13 protein-coding genes and 1 pseudogene are annotated in these 15419 nt (G+C 71.2%); 10 read left to right on the plus strand and 4 right to left on the minus strand.

The window, feature by feature from the left end; translation table 11 throughout:
• Positions 1–109 precede the first annotated feature (109 nt).
• Positions 110–880, minus strand: a complete 771-nt coding sequence (locus C1703_RS03810) for a LysR family transcriptional regulator substrate-binding protein (protein ID WP_114250542.1) — start codon at positions 878–880, stop codon at positions 110–112.
• Between the two features lie 58 nt (positions 881–938).
• Here C1703_RS03810 and C1703_RS03815 point away from each other — a divergent pair, with 58 nt between their 5' ends.
• The 7 genes from C1703_RS03815 (at position 939) to C1703_RS03845 (ending at position 7659) form a co-directional block, all read left to right on the plus strand.
• The gene (locus C1703_RS03815) at positions 939–1322 is read left to right on the plus strand and encodes a DUF5997 family protein (protein ID WP_114250543.1); all 384 of its coding nucleotides are present in this window, start codon (positions 939–941) and stop codon (positions 1320–1322) included.
• 224 nt (positions 1323–1546) lie between these two features.
• Positions 1547–2872: a sugar ABC transporter substrate-binding protein gene (locus tag C1703_RS03820; RefSeq protein WP_114250544.1), complete on the plus strand. Its 1326-nt coding sequence runs from the start codon at positions 1547–1549 to the stop codon at positions 2870–2872.
• Positions 2869–3780, plus strand: a complete 912-nt coding sequence (locus C1703_RS03825; protein WP_114250545.1) for a sugar ABC transporter permease — start codon at positions 2869–2871, stop codon at positions 3778–3780. Before C1703_RS03820 ends, C1703_RS03825 begins: the two co-directional genes overlap by 4 nt.
• The gene (locus tag C1703_RS03830) at positions 3777–4721 is read left to right on the plus strand and encodes a carbohydrate ABC transporter permease (RefSeq protein ID WP_114250546.1); all 945 of its coding nucleotides are present in this window, start codon (positions 3777–3779) and stop codon (positions 4719–4721) included. Before C1703_RS03825 ends, C1703_RS03830 begins: the two co-directional genes overlap by 4 nt.
• A 24-nt stretch (positions 4722–4745) precedes the next feature.
• Positions 4746–5654, plus strand: coding sequence for a 5-dehydro-4-deoxyglucarate dehydratase (locus C1703_RS03835; protein ID WP_114250547.1), 909 nt, complete (start codon positions 4746–4748; stop codon positions 5652–5654).
• A complete protein-coding gene (locus C1703_RS03840) occupies positions 5651–6901 on the plus strand; it encodes a glucarate dehydratase family protein (protein WP_114250548.1) in 1251 nt (416 codons plus the stop codon). The genes C1703_RS03835 and C1703_RS03840 overlap by 4 nt, the downstream gene beginning before the upstream one ends.
• A gap of 269 nt (positions 6902–7170) precedes the next feature.
• A complete protein-coding gene (locus C1703_RS03845; protein WP_114250549.1) occupies positions 7171–7659 on the plus strand; it encodes a hypothetical protein in 489 nt (162 codons plus the stop codon).
• Here C1703_RS03845 and C1703_RS03850 read toward each other — a convergent pair.
• A complete protein-coding gene (locus C1703_RS03850) occupies positions 7625–7927 on the minus strand; it encodes a hypothetical protein (protein ID WP_114250550.1) in 303 nt (100 codons plus the stop codon). The genes C1703_RS03845 and C1703_RS03850 overlap by 35 nt on opposite strands.
• Positions 7928–8211: 284 nt before the next feature.
• Between C1703_RS03850 and C1703_RS03855 the strand changes: the two genes are divergently transcribed.
• A complete protein-coding gene (locus tag C1703_RS03855) occupies positions 8212–9438 on the plus strand; it encodes a helix-turn-helix domain-containing protein (RefSeq protein ID WP_114250551.1) in 1227 nt (408 codons plus the stop codon).
• A 164-nt stretch (positions 9439–9602) separates the two neighbouring features.
• Entirely contained in the window at positions 9603–11120 is a 1518-nt protein-coding gene (adh, locus tag C1703_RS03860; protein ID WP_114250552.1) for an aldehyde dehydrogenase, read from the plus strand.
• Here adh and C1703_RS03865 read toward each other — a convergent pair.
• Positions 11117–12286 carry an acyltransferase gene (locus tag C1703_RS03865; RefSeq protein ID WP_114250553.1) on the minus strand — a complete coding sequence of 390 codons (1170 nt, stop codon included), beginning with the start codon at positions 12284–12286 and terminating at the stop codon, positions 11117–11119. The two genes, adh and C1703_RS03865, sit on opposite strands and share 4 nt — an antisense overlap.
• Before the next feature lie 275 nt (positions 12287–12561).
• Between C1703_RS03865 and C1703_RS03870 the strand changes: the two genes are divergently transcribed.
• Positions 12562–14067, plus strand: coding sequence for a S53 family peptidase (locus C1703_RS03870; RefSeq protein WP_114250554.1), 1506 nt, complete (start codon positions 12562–12564; stop codon positions 14065–14067).
• A 78-nt stretch (positions 14068–14145) separates the two neighbouring features.
• On the opposite strand, the pseudogene C1703_RS03875 reads toward C1703_RS03870, so the two are convergent.
• A pseudogene (locus C1703_RS03875) lies at positions 14146–15417 on the minus strand (RICIN domain-containing protein); the annotation flags it as partial.
• Positions 15418–15419: the final 2 nt, after the last annotated feature.

Genomic DNA, 15419 nt, shown 5'->3' on the forward strand with positions numbered 1-15419 from the left:
GCGGGGCCGGACACCGCGCCCGGGCCGCATGGGCCCGGGCACCGGAACGAAGGCTTGAGCGGCCCTGCCGGCAGGCGCGGACAGCGGCGAACACCGGATCACGCGGAAGCTAGGACCGTCGGCGAGGCCTGCCCCGCTTGCTGCCGCCCTTCGCGGTACCGCCGTTGCCGCTTCGGCGGCGGTCGGCGCCCGGCTGCCCGGCCGCCGTCGGCTTCCGCCGGGCCTCCTGCTTCTCCGTACGCCTGGGCTGGTCCTGTGCCGCGGGCCGCGCGCGGCCCCGGGTGCTGTTGGCCGTGCGGCCGCGGACGATGCCGATGAAGTCCTCGACCTGGTCCGTCGTCGCCTCCTCGGGCCAGGCCAGGGCCACGCGCGACTCAGGAGCGTCCTTGAGCGGGCGGTGGGTGAGGTCCTTGCGGTGGTGGAGGCGGGCCAGCGACAGGGGGACGATCAGGACGCCGATGCCGGCCGCGACCAGTTCGACGGCGTCGGCGGTGGTGGCGGGGCGTTCGAAGGCGGGCCGTCCGGGAGGCGTCTCCCAGTCGAGGACGTCGTCGAGGGGGTGCAGCACGATGTCGTCGGCGAGGTCCTCGGGCGACACCTCGTCGACCGCCGTGACGAGGTGGTCCTTGGGCACCACGACGACGGTCTGCTCGGTGTAGAGGGGGATCGCGCTGAAGACCGTACGGTCCACGGGCAGCCGCACGAGGCCCGCGTCGGCGTCCCCGCCCAGCAGCCGGTCGGCCGCCGCCGCTGCGGGCACCTGCGTGAGGGTCAACGGGACGTCGGGATACCGCTCGTTCCAGACGCGCACCCACTTGTCGGGCATCACCCCGGGGACGTATACGAGCCGGAACGGGCGAGTTTCATCCGAGCCTGTCACCTGGCCAGGTTACCGGCCGTGGTCGGGGCTCGCGCACACGCTCGATAGGCTGGACGGCATGACGTCGCACCAGAGCGCCCAGACGATGAAGCCCGCTACCGCGGCGAAGAAGCTGGGTGTGTACCTCGAGGCCACCCCCGCCGAGTTCCGGGAGGGTGTCGTCTCGCGCGCCGAGCTGAACGAGCTCCAGGCGAACCCGCCGCAGTGGCTTCAGGACCTGCGGCGCAACGGCCCGCACCCCCGCCCGGTGGTCGCGGCGAAGCTCGGCGTCTCCATCGCGGGGCTCGCCCGCGGGGGCGTCACCGAGCCCCTCACCACCGATCAGATCGAGACACTGAAGCAGGAGAGCCCCGAGTGGCTGGCGCGGGAGCGCGCCACCCAGGCGGAGGTCCGCAAGGAAGCGGCCCGCGTCAAGAAGAAGAACGCCCAGCGCAACGGCTGACCTCCCGGTCTCCTCGCAGACGGCCCCCACCGGTCCATCCGGTGGGGGCCGCTGTCGTTTCCGGGCCCTGTCCGGGCCGCGTGTGGCAGAGGTGAAATCTTTTGGCCATGTATTGACATGGCGAGGAAACAATCCGTAGCTTGGCCGATCATTTAGATTCGTGAAGGAAGTTCACGAATATGAACGGAGAACCATCCATGCGGGATCGCCGACGCTGCACAGACATGCGGCTCCGCCGCGCGCGCCCCCTGGCTGCCGCGCTCGCCGTCTCGGGGCTCCTGTTCGGAACGGCCGCCTGCGGCTCCGGTTCCGGCAGTGCCCGGGCCGGCGATCCGAACACGCTGGAGGTGTGGACCCGGAGCGATCCGGAGTCCGCCCAGACCTACGACCGGGTGTTCGCCGCCTTCACCAAGAAGACCGGCATCAAGATCGACTACCAGCCGGTCATGAACTTCGACCAACAGCTGCAGAGCCGCGCGTCCACCAAGGACCTGCCGGACGTCATGATCAACGACACGGCCCTGATGGGCAGTTACCAGGCGCAGGGCCTGCTCAAGCCCATCGCCCCGGCCTCGATCGCGGGCCACGACGAGATCACCGCCAAGTCCTGGGCGTCCACCGTGGGCCGTGACGGCAGGCACTACGGCATCCCGTACTCCCGGCAGGCCATGACGCTGTTCGTCCGCAAGGACTGGCGCGAGAAGCTCGGCCTGCCGCAGCCGAAGACCTGGCAGGACACGCTCGCCCTCGCCAAGGCCTTCGCCACCCGCGACCCGGACGGGGACGGCAAGAAGGACACGTACGGCATGGTCGTGCCCGGCAGCGCGCAGAACGGCTATGTCGCCTGGTGGGGCGCCAGCTGGCTGTGGCAGGGCGGGGTGCGGATCCTCGAGCAGGACGGCTCGGGCTACCGGCCCGCCATGGACTCCCCGGCCGCCCTGCGCACCGTCACCTGGATGAAGGACAACCTCTTCTGTGGTGACAACGGTGTCATCCAGCCCAGCGCCCTGACCTCCGTCACCGCGAACACCACCAACTTCCAGGACGGCAACGCCGGGATGTACCTCACCGGCCCGTACAACATCTCCACCTTCGACAAGGCGCTCGGCAAGGACAAGTACGAGGTGCTGCCCGCGCCGTCGGGCCCGGCCGGCAACAACGACGTGCTGGCCGACGGCGAGAACATCTACTTCGGCGCGAAGACCGGGAAGGCGAAGCTGGAGCAGACGCTCGCCGCCTTCCTGATCTCCCCCGAGGGCCAGACGCTCGCCATGACCGGCGACCACCAGCCGGTGGTCCGCATCCCCGTGAACTCCACCCTCGACGCGGCCGAGGTGCGGCACGACCCCCGCTGGAGCGTCGTGCAGAAGGCGTACGAGACGGCCTCCGTGCAGTTCCCCAACGCCCCCGACTTCGCCCCGATCAAGCAGGACACCGCCGACGCGCTGAACGCGATCTTCACGTACTGCGGCAGCGACGTCCGCTCCGGCCTGAAGGAGCTCAACGACACCCTCGCCGGTGACCTCAAGGACCAGGAGCTGCTGAAATGACCGCGACCGTGACGACGCCCGGGCCCCGCAGAGTCCGGTTCCCGGGCAAGAGGGCCGTACTGCCCTGGCTGTTCCTCGCCCCGGCCCTGCTGCTCGCCCTCGTCTTCAAGTTCCTGCCCATGGGCAAGGGCGTCTGGCTCAGCTTCTTCGACGTGCGGCCCTTCCTCGGTGACAAGTGGGTCGGCCTCGACAACTACACCCGGGTGCTGAGCGACCACCGCTTCCAGGACGCCATCGGGCACACCCTGCTCCTCGGCCTCGGGATGTCCCTCGGCGGCATCGTCGTCGGCTTCGCGCTGGCGCTGCTGCTGGAGGGCCAGGCCCGGTCGCTGAAGATCATCCGGACCGCCGTGTTCCTGCCCGTCGTCACCGCCACCGCGGTGGTCGGCGAGATGTGGCGGCTGATGTACTACCCGACCTCCGACGGCCTGATCAACAGCGGTCTCGGACTGCTCGGCCTGGGGCCCGTGCCCTACCTCGACAACCCCGACACGGCCCTGTGGGCGACGATGGCCATGGGCATCTGGATGCTCGCCCCGTACAACATGGTGATCATCCTCGCCGGCCTCGCGGGCGTGGACCGGTCGTTGTACGAGGCCGCGGCGATGGACGGCGTCTCGCTGTGGCAGCGGCTGCGGCACATCACGCTGCCGGCGATCCGCCCCGCCCTCGGCATCGTCCTCACCCTCGCCGCCATCCGCGGACTGCGCGTCTTCACCGAGGTGTACGTCCTCACCGGCGGCGGCCCGGCCGGATCGACCGACGTGTGGATGACCCGCGCCTACACCCTCGGCTTCACCCGTAACGACATCGGCGGCGCCTCGGCCGCCTCCGTGGTCCTGCTCTGCGTGACGCTGCTGCTCACCGTCACGGTCAACTACCTCCGCAAGAGGGGAGACGCGCGATGAGCGCTCCCGCCATCGACCCCGTCCGGACACCGGTGACCGCCTCCCCCGCGCGGCAGTCCGCCGGGAAGCAGCACACCACCCCCGCCCGTTTCGACACCGCCCTCGGCTGGAGCGACCGGCCCGGCCCCGCCTGGGCGCTGCGCGTCCTGCTCTGCCTGCTGGCCCTGGGCGTCTTCGCGGCGCCGTTCCTGACGATCTTCTCCGGCTCGTTCAGCGAGAAGGCCAGCGGTTCGACCCTGTCGTTCCTCCCCCACCACCCGACCCTGCTCAACTTCGAGGTGGCCGGTCAGCGCGGCATCTGGGACTACTTCGGCAACTCGCTGGTCATCGCGGGCGGCGCACTGCTGCTCCAGCTCGTCGTCTGCACGCTCGCCGCGTACGCCCTGGCCCGGCACAAGTTCCGCGGTCAGGCGCTGGTCCTGACCCTGTTCATGCTGACGATGATGCTCCCGGAGGAGGTCATCGCCATCCCGCTGTCACTGGTCCTCGGCCATGTGCCCGTGGTCGGCCTCGACCTGAAGGGCACCGTCTGGGGCGTGATCCTGCCGCTCGGCGCGTGGGGGTTCTCGGTGATGGTGCTCACCGAGTTCATGAAGGACATCCCCGCCGAGATCGAGGAGGCCGCCCGCATCGACGGCGTGGGCGAGCTGCGGATGCTGTGGCAGGTCATCCTGCCGCTGTGCAGGCCCGCGCTCGGCGTGGCCGGGGTGCTCGGCTTCATCATGATCTGGGACCAGTACCTGCTGCCCCTGATCGCCGCCAAGGACCCCACCGACTACACGGTCACCGTCGCCCTGTCCATCCTGCGCACCGACCCCGAGGTCGGCTCCGGAGTGGTGCTGGCCGGTGCGGTGATCGCCCTGGTCCCCAGTCTGATCGTCTATCTGCTCCTCCAGCGCTCGCTGGTCACCGGCATCACCGCCGGTGCCACCAAGGGCTGACAACCCCCCACCCCTGAGGGAGACATGAAGTTCGAAGGAGTGCTGTTCTTCCCGGTCACGCCGTTCGCGGCGGACGGCTCACTGGACGAGGAACGGCTGGCCCAGCACATCGAGTCGGGTGTCGCCGCGGGCGCGGGAGGCGTGTTCGTCGCCTGCGGCACCGGCGAGTTCCACGCGCTGTCGGCGGAGGAGATCGAGCGGGCCACGCGGGTCGCCGTCGCGACCACGGCCGGCCGGGTGCCGGTCCTCGCGGCGGCCGGCGGCCCCACGCCGGTCGCCCGGGACCATGCCGCCCGCGTCGAACGCGCCGGTGCCGACGGCATCCTGCTGCTGCCGCCCTACCTGGTCAGCGCCCCGCAGCAGGGCCTGGTGCGGTACGTCGAGGAGGTCACCGCCGCCACCGGGCTGCCCGTGGTCTTCTACCAGCGGGGCACCGCCCGGCTCACCGCTCGGACGGCCGCCGAGATCGCCGCCCTGCCGGGGGTCGTCGGCCTCAAGGACGGCATCGGGGACATCGAGCGGATGCACCGCATCGTCCGCGCGGTGCGTGCCGTGCCGGGCGGGGAGGACTTCCAGTTCTTCAACGGCCTGCCCACCGCCGAGATGACCGCGCCCGCGTACCAGGGGGTCGGCGTCGAGCTGTACTCCTCGGCGGTGTTCGCCTTCGCCCCGGAGATCGCCCTGGCCTTCCATCGGGCGCTCGCGGAGGGCGACGACGCCCTGGTGTCCCTGCTGCTCGACGAGTTCTACGGTCCGCTGGTCGCCCTGCGCGACGAGGTGCCCGGCTACGCCGTGTCGCTGGTGAAGGCCGGGGTGACGCTGCGCGGCCTGGACGTGGGCGGCGTACGGGCGCCGCTGCTCGATCCGGCGCCGGAGCACCTCGCCCGGCTCGCGAAACTCATCGACCGCGGTCTGGAGGTGGTCGGCGCATGAGCCCGACGCGCATCCGTGAGCTGATCGTCACCCCGATCGCCTTCGGTGACCCGCCGCTGCTCAACTCCAACGGCGTGCACGAGCCGCTCGCCCTGCGGATCGTCCTCCAGCTCGTCCTGGAGGACGGCACGGTGGGGCTCGGCGAGTCCCCGGGCGGCACGGCCCGGCTGGAGCGGCTGCACGCCGCGGCGAAGGTGGTCGTCGGCATGGACGTCTTCGACGCCACCGCCGTCTCCGCCGCGATCGACGCGGCGCTGCGGCCGACCGTGCCCAGCTCCCACGAGCGCGGCTGGACCACGTCGGCCGTGGAGGTCGCGTGCCTGGACGCGCAGGGCAAGCTGCTCGGCCGTCCGGTGAGCGACCTGCTGGGCGGCAGGGTCCGCGACTCGGTGCCGTTCGCCGCGTACCTCTTCTACAAGTGGGCCGAGCACCCCGCGCTCGACGGCCGTCCCGCCATCGCCGACGACTGGGGCGAGGCGCTCGACCCGGCCGGCATCGTCGAGCAGGCCCGGCTGATGCAGGAGCGGTACGGCTTCCGGTCGTTCAAGCTCAAGGGCGGTGTCTTCCCGCCCGACGAGGAGATCGCCGCGATGCGGGCGCTGGCGGAGGCCTTCCCCGGGCAGCCGCTGCGGCTGGACCCGAACGTGGCGTGGACGGTGGAGACGTCGGCGTACGTGGCCCGTGAACTGGACGGTGTCCTGGAGTACCTGGAGGACCCGACCAAGGGCATTCCCGGCATGGCCGAGGTGGCGAAGGTCTCGCCCATGCCGCTGGCGACGAACATGTGCGTGATCGCCTGGGAGCACCTGAAGCCGGCCGTCGAGCAGAACGCGATCCAGGTCCTGCTCACCGACCACCACTACTGGGGCGGACTGCGCCGGACCCGTGAACTGGCCGCCGTGTGCGAGGCGTTCGGGCTCGCCCTGTCGATGCACTCCAACTCGCACCTGGGCATCAGCCTCGCCGCGATGACCCATGTCGCCGCGGCCATCCCCAACCTCGACCACTCCTGCGACACGCACTACCCGTGGAACTCGGCCGACGACGTGATCGTGCCGGGCGTGCTGGAGCTGCGCGACGGGGAGGTCGAGGTGCCCACCGGGCCGGGGCTGGGCGTCGAACTCGACCACGACCGGCTGGAGCGGCTGCACCGCCGGTACGTGGACTCCGGGATGCGCAGCCGGGACGACACCGGCTACATGCGGCGGTTCCGGCCGGACTACGAGCTGCGGCTGCCCCGCTGGTGACACCCTTGCGGCCGGTCGCACGGGTCAAGCCAGCGCATGAGCACCATGGACGCGTGCGGAGTTGACCGATGCCTTACGGGTAGCACCTGCGCGTGCACCCTTTCGACCGGGACAGGCACGACGTAAACGCCAGACCGCGCCACCCCTTCCAGCGCGTAGAAATATCTACGAGCATGGCCAGGGCCGGGCGGCACGCGGAAACCCCGCGGGCCACCGGCCCGTGTCCCGCGCGCGCCCTCGCGGCGCCGCCGACTGCGCCTGGGGTGGCCATGCAGAGCGTCATGTGGAAGCAAGCCGTCGAGTGGCTCGCCGCGGCGGCCACGGATCCGCAGGAGTGCAAGCGCGAGTGGGACCACGGCACGGGGACGGCGGTCGTGGAGGCCGGGCGCTACTGGGACGTGCTCTCCGTCCCCGACCGGCTCGGCCTGCTCGCCCTGGACATCCTGTGGCGCGACCCGTTGAAGGTGCCCGGCCCCACCCTGGTGGACTCCGCCGCGCGCAGAGTGGGGTTCTTCCTGCCACCCGATCCGGCCAGCGAGTGGATCGGCTTCGGTGTCCGGCACGTCGGCCGGGGATCCTGGGTCGCCGTGCCGCCGCCGTACCGGCCCGCCGGACGCCTGGAGTGGCTCGTCCCGCCGGACGGCACGGGCACGCTGCACCGCCCGGGCACCCTCGAGTCGGCGCTGCGCGAGGCCACCGGCACCCTCGCCGTGCTGGCACCGGTCAGCGCGGACCCTGTGGTGCCGGACGGCTGGTGAGGCGGGGCCCGGACGGGACGACCGGGCCCATGTGCCGGCCGGCGGTCCACGAGGTGACGGCGGTCCAGGTCTCGCTCTCGGCCGGCGCCGCGAAGGAGACCCACTGGCCGTCGCGGTGCTCCGGGACCGCGTGGCCGCGGGCCTCCCACTCGGCCACCAGGGCCGCGTAGATCGGCGGATGGCCCGCGTAACCGCTGGTGAGTTCGGCGTACGGCCGGGGCGCGGCATCGGCCGCGAGAAGGCGCCGCGCCGTCTCAGTACTGTCCATGCCAGGGCAACGCGGCACAGCGCGCCGGTGGTACGCGGCCGGGACCCCCTCCGTCGGGTCGAGTGAACCCGTCACCCGGACGGCGGCATGCGGGCACCGGACAAACATCCAGTCAGGCGGTCGCCCGTTCAGCACACGCCCGGGTCCCCTCGCGCGGGCGTCCTCCGCTCGAACCGGGTTCTCGCCCCGGCGGCGGGAATCCGGTAACACTGTCGTCACGCCGACGACCGGCCCGGGCCCCGAGCCCGGCGCCGGCCGTCCCGGGACGACGGCGGGGAGAGGCCATGTCACAGCGCCCTGACCTCCGGCAGCGCAGGGCCGTGCTGGAGCACGAGTGGTCCCGCTGGGTGCCGCGGCTGAGCGTTCCGGGCACCCGGCCGGGCGGCAGCGCCGCGCTGCGCCACGAGGTGACCGAGTCCTGGGCGCGTTCGCTGAGCAGCGTCGACCCCGCCCGGGACAGCGCACCGGTCACCGACGCCGGCCGGGTCCATCAGCGCTGGACGTCCTCACCGCTGTACGGGCCGGTCTCCGCCCTCGCCGGGGAACTGCGCAGCATCGCCGAGGACGCCGGGTTCGTCACGGCGGTCACCGACGAGTCCGGCACCATCCTGTGGACCTGCGGGGGCCCGACCATGCGCCGCCGGGCCGAGCGGGTCAACTTCGCGCCGGGCGGCCGGTGGGACGAGCCGGCGATGGGCACCAACGCCCTGTCCCTCGCCCTGCGCACCGGCCGCCCCAGCTCCGTCTTCTCGGCCGAGCACCTGGTGTCGGCGCTGCACGGCTGGGTCTGCTACTGCGCCCCCGTGCACGGCCCGGACGGTCGCGTCCTCGGCGTACTGGACCTGTCCACGACCTGGGACCGCTCGCATCCCCTGGCCATGTCGACCGTACGCACCCTGGTGTCCACGATCGAGGCCCGCCTCGGCTCCGAGGCGGTGTCCGGCCCCGGCGAGGTGCGGCTGACCTGCCTGGGCGCCGAGCGGGCGGTACGGGAGGGGCGGCGACTCGCCCTGCGCCCCCGCCAACTGGAGATCCTCACCCTGCTCGCGCTCGAACCCGAGGGCTTCTCCCCGGAGCGGCTGCGCGCCGCCCTGTACGGCGACCGCCCGGTCACGGCGTCCACCTTCAAGGCGGAGATCTCCCACCTGCGCCGCGCCCTCGGCGGCGGCGTCTCGCCCCGCCGCTACGCCCTCACCACCCCCGTGTCCTGCGACGCCGCGGACGTGCTGCGCGCGCTGGAACAGGGCGACACGGACACCGCCCTGCGCCTGTACGGCGGCCCGCTGCTCCCCCGCTCCGAGGCGCCCGGCATCGAGGAGTGGCGCACCCGCCTGGAAGTGGCCGTACGCGAGGCCGTGCTGGCGAGCACGCGTCCCGAACACGCCCTGCGCTACGGCGAACGCGCCCCGTACGACGCGGAGATCCACGAGCACGCGCTGCGTCTGCTGGGGCCGGGGGACACGCGAAGGGCGATCGCGAGGGGCAGGCTGACGACGGCGCTGCGCGACTGAGGCCGGGGCGAAGGACGGTCGGCCCGGGACGCCGGAACGCGGGGACGCCGGGACGCGAAGGACGGTCCCGCTGCGGCGCCAACCTTGTGCCAACCTCCCGGTCGCACAGTGAGGGGCGTCACGACGGCGTGGCCGTCACCCGACCTGCCCCGAGGAGAGCCGCCATGGTGTACGCCCACCCAGGAACCGACGGCAGCATCGTCGACTTCGCCCGGCGCTACGACAACTTCATCGACGGCGACTGGGTGGCCCCGGTCGAGGGCCGCTACTTCGAGAACCCGACCCCCGTGACCGGCGAGGTCTTCTGCGAGGTGGCCCGCTCCTCCGCGGCCGACGTCGACCTCGCCCTGGACGCGGCGCACCGTGCGGCGGACAGGTGGGGCCGCACGTCCACCGCGGAACGCGCGAACATCCTCAACCGGATCGCGGACCGCATCGAGCAGCACCTGGAGAAGATCGCGGTCGCCGAGACCTGGGAGAACGGCAAGCCGGTCCGCGAGACGCTCGCCGCCGACATCCCGCTGGCCGTGGACCACTTCCGGTACTTCGCCGGCGTCGTCCGCGCTCAGGAGGGCAGCATCGCGGAGATCGACGCCGACACCGTCGCGTACCACTTCCACGAGCCGCTGGGCGTGGTCGGCCAGATCATCCCGTGGAACTTCCCGATCCTGATGGCCACCTGGAAGCTGGCGCCCGCGCTGGCGGCCGGCAACTGCGTCGTCATCAAACCGGCCGAGCAGACCCCGGCCAGCCTGCTCTACGTCATCGACCTCATCGCCGACCTGCTCCCGCCCGGCGTGCTCAACGTCGTCAACGGCTTCGGCGTCGAGGCGGGCAAGCCGCTGGCGTCGAGCCCCCGCGTGGCGAAGGTGGCGTTCACCGGCGAGACCACGACCGGCCGCCTGATCATGCAGTACGCGAGCGAGAACATCATCCCCGTCACGCTGGAACTGGGCGGCAAGAGCCCGAACATCTTCCTGCCCGACGTCATGGCCGCCGACGACGACTTCCTGGACAAGGCGGTCGAGGGCTTCGTGATGTTCGCGCTGAACCAGGGCGAGGTCTGCACCTGCCCGTCCCGCGCGCTGATCCCGTCGTCCGTCTACGACGACTTCATGGCCCGCTGCGTCGAACGCACCAAGGCCATCGTCGGCGGCGACCCGCTGGACCCGGCCACGATGATCGGCGCGCAGGCGAGCAACGACCAGTACGAGAAGATCCTCTCCTACCTCGACATCGGCAGGAAGGAGGGCGCCGAGGTCGTCACGGGCGGCAACTCCCGGACGGTGCCCGGCCTGGAGGGCGGCTACTACATCGAGCCGACGATCTTCCGCGGCACCAACGACATGCGGATCTTCCAGGAGGAGATCTTCGGCCCGGTCGTCTCGGTCACCACGTACGACTCGGTCGACGAGGCCCTCAAGATCGCCAACGACACGCTGTACGGCCTCGGCGCGGGCGTCTGGACCCGCGACGGCAACACGGCCTACCGCCTGGGCCGCGAGATCAAGGCGGGCCGCGTCTGGACCAACTGCTACCACGCCTACCCGGCCCACGCGGCCTTCGGCGGCTACAAGAAGTCGGGCATCGGCCGCGAGACCCACAAGATGATGCTCGACCACTATCAGCAGACGAAGAACCTGCTGGTGTCGTACTCGCCGAAGAAACTGGGCTTCTTCTAGGCGCTCGGGAAAGGCGCCTGACCTGATCTCTTTCCCGCCAGGCGCCTTCCCCTCGGCCGGCCCACAGCAAGGCGCAGGAGCAGCCGTCTGGCCGGGCGTTCCAGACCCTCGTACAAGGCCCAGGACAACCCCAGTGCCACGGTGAACGCGACGACGGTGGTGGTCAGCGCGGGCAGCACGCCGAAGTGCGGAGAGGTGCCGAGCAGATCGGTGCCGAACCGCAGCACCAGGAGATGGATCATGTAGAAGGCGAAGGAGAGTTCGCCCAGCCGCACCAGCCTTCGGTGCCGCCACATCGAGGGCAGACCGCGCAGGTCGGCGACGGCCGCAGCCGGGATGAGCAGGGTGAAGCCGATGAGGGTACAGGTGGTGGCCGGGTATCCGGCGGGGACGTGGGGGACGAGGAAGTAGCCGATGATCGCCACGGCGAGTGAGGCTCGCGGGCCGGGCCCGCGCCACTGACCGAGACTGACGATGCGGGCGACAGCGGCACCGAGCACGAACTCGGGGAGGCGGGCGGCGGGGAAGGAGTAGAGCGGCCGGCCCAGCCAGTGGTGCGCGTCCGACCACGCCAGCACGAACACCGACAGCACCGACAGACCGGCCAGGACGGCCGATCCCCGGGCTCCCAGGCGGCGCAGCCAGAGAGCCAGCAGCGGAAAGGCGGCATAGAAGAACGCCTCGCACGCGAGCGACCAGCTGACGGGATCCAGTGTCTGCCACCAGGGGCGCCACCAGGCATGCACCAGGAGGACATTGGCCAGGGCCTGATACAGGGTGGGCTTCGCCTGATGGGCCAGGGTGAGGCCCATGAGCAGCGCGATCGCGGCGGTGACGAGGTGGACCGGATAGATCCGGGCGATGCGCCGCCACCAGAACGCCGGTGCTCGGTCTCCCGGCCGTGCGGACCACATCAGGACGAAGCCGGAGAGGATGAAAAAGAACGACACCCCGGTAGCCCCGGCCCCGAACCCCCACGTCGCGACACGCCCGCCGGTACCACCGAAGTACCCGAAGTTGCGCACGTGCAGCCCGAAGACCAGCACCGCCGCCATCCATCGAAGTCCCGTGAGCGACGGCAGCGAAGGCACCGGAGGTGTGGAAGCGGCCTCGGCTGCGGTCGCTGTGCCGGGCAGCGTCCGGGTGGCCCCGGCCGCCGCCGCCATCACGTCACCTGCCGAGTGTTGTGCATGTGCGACATGCGCGTGAGCCTTGCCCGATCGTCGCCTTTCATTCCGGGCTGGTGGGGAGCGTCACATCCGTGTGGGCCGTCCGCTCGACCCGTTCGGCTAGGGCCATTCTTTGATCGTTGTTGACAGGACGAATGTGTTGGCGCGGCAGCCGCGAGGGCTAGCCTCGCCCCGTCCGCACCCCCTGTACCCACCCCCCACCTGAGGTGGCGGACGCCCACATCCCCTTTCACACTCGAGGAAGGACTCTGATGGCACGCACCATCAGACGGTGGCTGCTCGCGGGGGTGGGAACCCTCAGCCTCGCGGCGGCGGGCGCCGTCCCCACGATGAGCGCGGCCCACCAGGCCGCCTATCCGCGTGTACGGCCTGCCGTGGCCGACTACACACAGGTGACCACCGGCCAGACCCCACCCACCCAGTCGCAGTGCGCTTCCGCAGGGCGCCGCTGCTTCACCCCACAGGCCATCCAAGCCGCCTACAACGTGGGCCCGTTGCACTCGGCCGGGGACGACGGACGCGGTCAGACGATCGCCGTCGTCGATTCCTACGGCAGCGACACCATGGCCCACGACCTGCATGTCTTCGACCGTGCATTCGGCATCGCGCCCATGTGCGGGGAAGAGGGCGTCAGCTGCGCGTCCGGCATGCCGACCTTCAGCGAGCTTCATCTGCAGGGCTCGCCCGCCACCAAAGCGCCGCCGTCCACGAGCAGCAGCCCCGGGCAGGAGGACAAGAGCGCGTGGGCGCTGGAGGTGGCTCTTGACGTCGAGACCGCCCATGCCATGGCGCCCGGCGCCAACATCCTGCTGGTGACCACCCCCACCGCCGAGACTCTCGGGGTACAGGGCTTCCCTCAGATGATGGCCGCCGAGCAGTACGTCGTCGAGCATCACCTCGCCACCGTCATCTCCCAGTCGTTCGCCTCCGCGGAGGGCGCCTTCGGCAGCGCCCAGTCGCTGGAGAAACTGCGCTACGCCTTCAAGTCGGCGGCGCAGAACGGCGTCACCGTTCTCGGCTCGTCGGGTGACGACGGAAGCGCCGGCTCGGCCAAGACACCGGTGGGCCAGGGCGGGTCGACGCTCTCCGGTCCCGCCGTGGAGTGGCCGGCATCCGACCCGCTGGTCACCGGGGTGGGAGGCACGAACCTGTGCACCGACCCGGGCGCCACCAGCGGCAGGGTCGTCGACAGCGCCTCCCCGCCGGGGGCTTGCCAGAACTCCCCCGGCCAGTCGGAGACCGGCTGGACCGGTTCCGGCGGCGGCTACAGCAGCGTCTTCGCCAAGCCGGACTACCAGTCGGGCGTGCTGCCGGCCGGCAGCACGGCCATCGGGTCCATGCGCGGCGTTCCGGACATCTCCCTGCAGGCGAGTCCGTCGACGGGAGCACTGGTGTACGTGTCCCTCCCGCCCGACGGCCAGAGCGGGCTGAAGTGCGGCAGCACACCGTGCAGCACGGGTTGGTACGACATCGGCGGCACGTCACTGGCGTGTCCTCAGTGGGCGGGCCTGGTCTCCATCGCCGCCCAGATCAACCACGGTGGACTCGGGCGGATCAACCCGGCTCTGTACAAGCTCGCGTCCGACCCGGCCACCTACGCGGCCGACTTCAACGACGTCACCGTGGGCAACAACGCCGCCGAGACGTCGGTCCCGGGCTACGCGGCCGGCACAGGATGGGACCCCGTCACCGGGCTGGGGACGCCGAACGCGGCGAAGCTCCTGCCCGACCTGGTCAGCGCCGTGCACGGCAGCTGACCTTCCGGGCCCAGCAGGGCATCCACGGAGTGGAGCCGGGATCATTCCGGCTCCACTCCGTGGTGCGGGGGGGGGGCACTGGAACTGTGCGAAGAACCTCCAGATCTCGGCTTTGGTCCAGGTGGTGACGCCGCTTTCGCCGCCGGAGCCGTCGACCGGGCCGGGTATGTGGCCTCCGTCGAACGCGGCCCATTGGACCGGGTATCCGGCACGGCAGCCGGAGTAGGTGGTGGTGATGTGCGTTCGGCTGCCCGGCGCGGGCTCGCGCGGGCTCTGGGCGGTGCAGCCGTTGTTGCGGACGAACGTGTCGCGCAGGGACCGTCCTTGCCCGATGTTGAGGACGTTGTCACTGATGCCGTGGATTCCGAAGTAGGCGATGGGCTGGGTGCCGCCGCTGCATCCGCTGATCTGGGCGCCGGAGATGACGGCGACGGCCCTGAAGACGTTCGCGCGGCTGCATGCGAGTGCGTAGCTCATTCCGCCGCCCCAGCTGAATCCCGTGGCGAAGCGCTGTGCCGGGTTGACGCAGAGACCGGCCTCGATGCGCCGGATCATGTCGTCGACGAAGGTGACGTCCTCACCGCCCGAGTTCGCCCAGCCGTTGCCGAGGCCCTGCGGGGCCACGAGGATCGCGCTGTTGTTCGACTGTTCCTGTTGGCCGTAGTAGGACCAGGCGCTCCCGCTCGTGCCGCCCGAGGCGACGTCGCCGGCGGTTCCGCCCCGCCAGTGGAACGCGAAGATCAGCCGGTAGCGGTGGCTGCTGTCGTAGTTGGCGGGAACCCTGAGGATGAAGCTGCGGGTCTTGCCGCCGCTCTGGATCGTGTGCGTGCCGCTCGTCAGAGTCGGGGCGCTGCCGCATCCGCCGCCGCCACCGGACGCCAGCTTGACCATCTGCCACTGCTGGTTGGCGCCGCCCCAGTCGGTGTACTGGACGACGTTGCCGCCGTCGGCGGTGGAGGCGCCCTGCACCTCCACGGCCTTGCCGCTGGCGCGGTTGATCAGCCGGACGTGGCCCGCGTCGGAGTCGGCCAGGCGGAACTGCTGGTTGGCCCCGTTGTGGTCGGCCCACTGCTGGATCGCGGCACCGTCCGCGGTCGAGGAGCCGGCCACGTCGAGAACCTTGCCCGAATGCCGGGCCTTGAGGCGGTAGAAGCCACCGCCGGAGTCCACGAACTGCCACTGCTGGTTGGCTCCGTCGGTGCGCGTCCACTGGCTGACCCGCGCGCCGTCGGCGGTGGACGTGCCGGAGACGTCCAGCGCCTTGCCGCTGTTGCGATTGACGAGGACGTACCAGGCATTGGTGTCCACCGTCGCCGCCTCGGCGGGCGCCGGATTCACCGCGGTGAGCATGC

This window comes from Streptomyces sp. Go-475 (assembly GCF_003330845.1).
GTDB lineage: Bacteria > Actinomycetota > Actinomycetes > Streptomycetales > Streptomycetaceae > Streptomyces.

Bases quoted from the DNA above. Each gene is read 5' to 3' on its own strand.
- adh (WP_114250552.1), top strand. From the start codon at position 9,603: ATGGTGTACGCCCACCCAGGAACCGACGGCAGCATCGTCGACTTCGCC.
- C1703_RS03835 (WP_114250547.1), top strand. From the start codon at position 4,746: ATGAAGTTCGAAGGAGTGCTGTTCTTCCCGGTCACGCCGTTCGCGGCG.
- C1703_RS03820 (WP_114250544.1), top strand. From the start codon at position 1,547: ATGCGGCTCCGCCGCGCGCGCCCCCTGGCTGCCGCGCTCGCCGTCTCG.
- C1703_RS03870 (WP_114250554.1), top strand. From the start codon at position 12,562: ATGGCACGCACCATCAGACGGTGGCTGCTCGCGGGGGTGGGAACCCTC.
- C1703_RS03865 (WP_114250553.1), bottom strand. From the start codon at position 12,286: ATGGCGGCGGCGGCCGGGGCCACCCGGACGCTGCCCGGCACAGCGACC.
- C1703_RS03825 (WP_114250545.1), top strand. From the start codon at position 2,869: ATGACCGCGACCGTGACGACGCCCGGGCCCCGCAGAGTCCGGTTCCCG.
- C1703_RS03850 (WP_114250550.1), bottom strand. From the start codon at position 7,927: ATGGACAGTACTGAGACGGCGCGGCGCCTTCTCGCGGCCGATGCCGCG.
- C1703_RS03855 (WP_114250551.1), top strand. From the start codon at position 8,212: ATGTCACAGCGCCCTGACCTCCGGCAGCGCAGGGCCGTGCTGGAGCAC.
- C1703_RS03840 (WP_114250548.1), top strand. From the start codon at position 5,651: ATGAGCCCGACGCGCATCCGTGAGCTGATCGTCACCCCGATCGCCTTC.
- C1703_RS03815 (WP_114250543.1), top strand. From the start codon at position 939: ATGACGTCGCACCAGAGCGCCCAGACGATGAAGCCCGCTACCGCGGCG.
- C1703_RS03830 (WP_114250546.1), top strand. From the start codon at position 3,777: ATGAGCGCTCCCGCCATCGACCCCGTCCGGACACCGGTGACCGCCTCC.
- C1703_RS03845 (WP_114250549.1), top strand. From the start codon at position 7,171: ATGCAGAGCGTCATGTGGAAGCAAGCCGTCGAGTGGCTCGCCGCGGCG.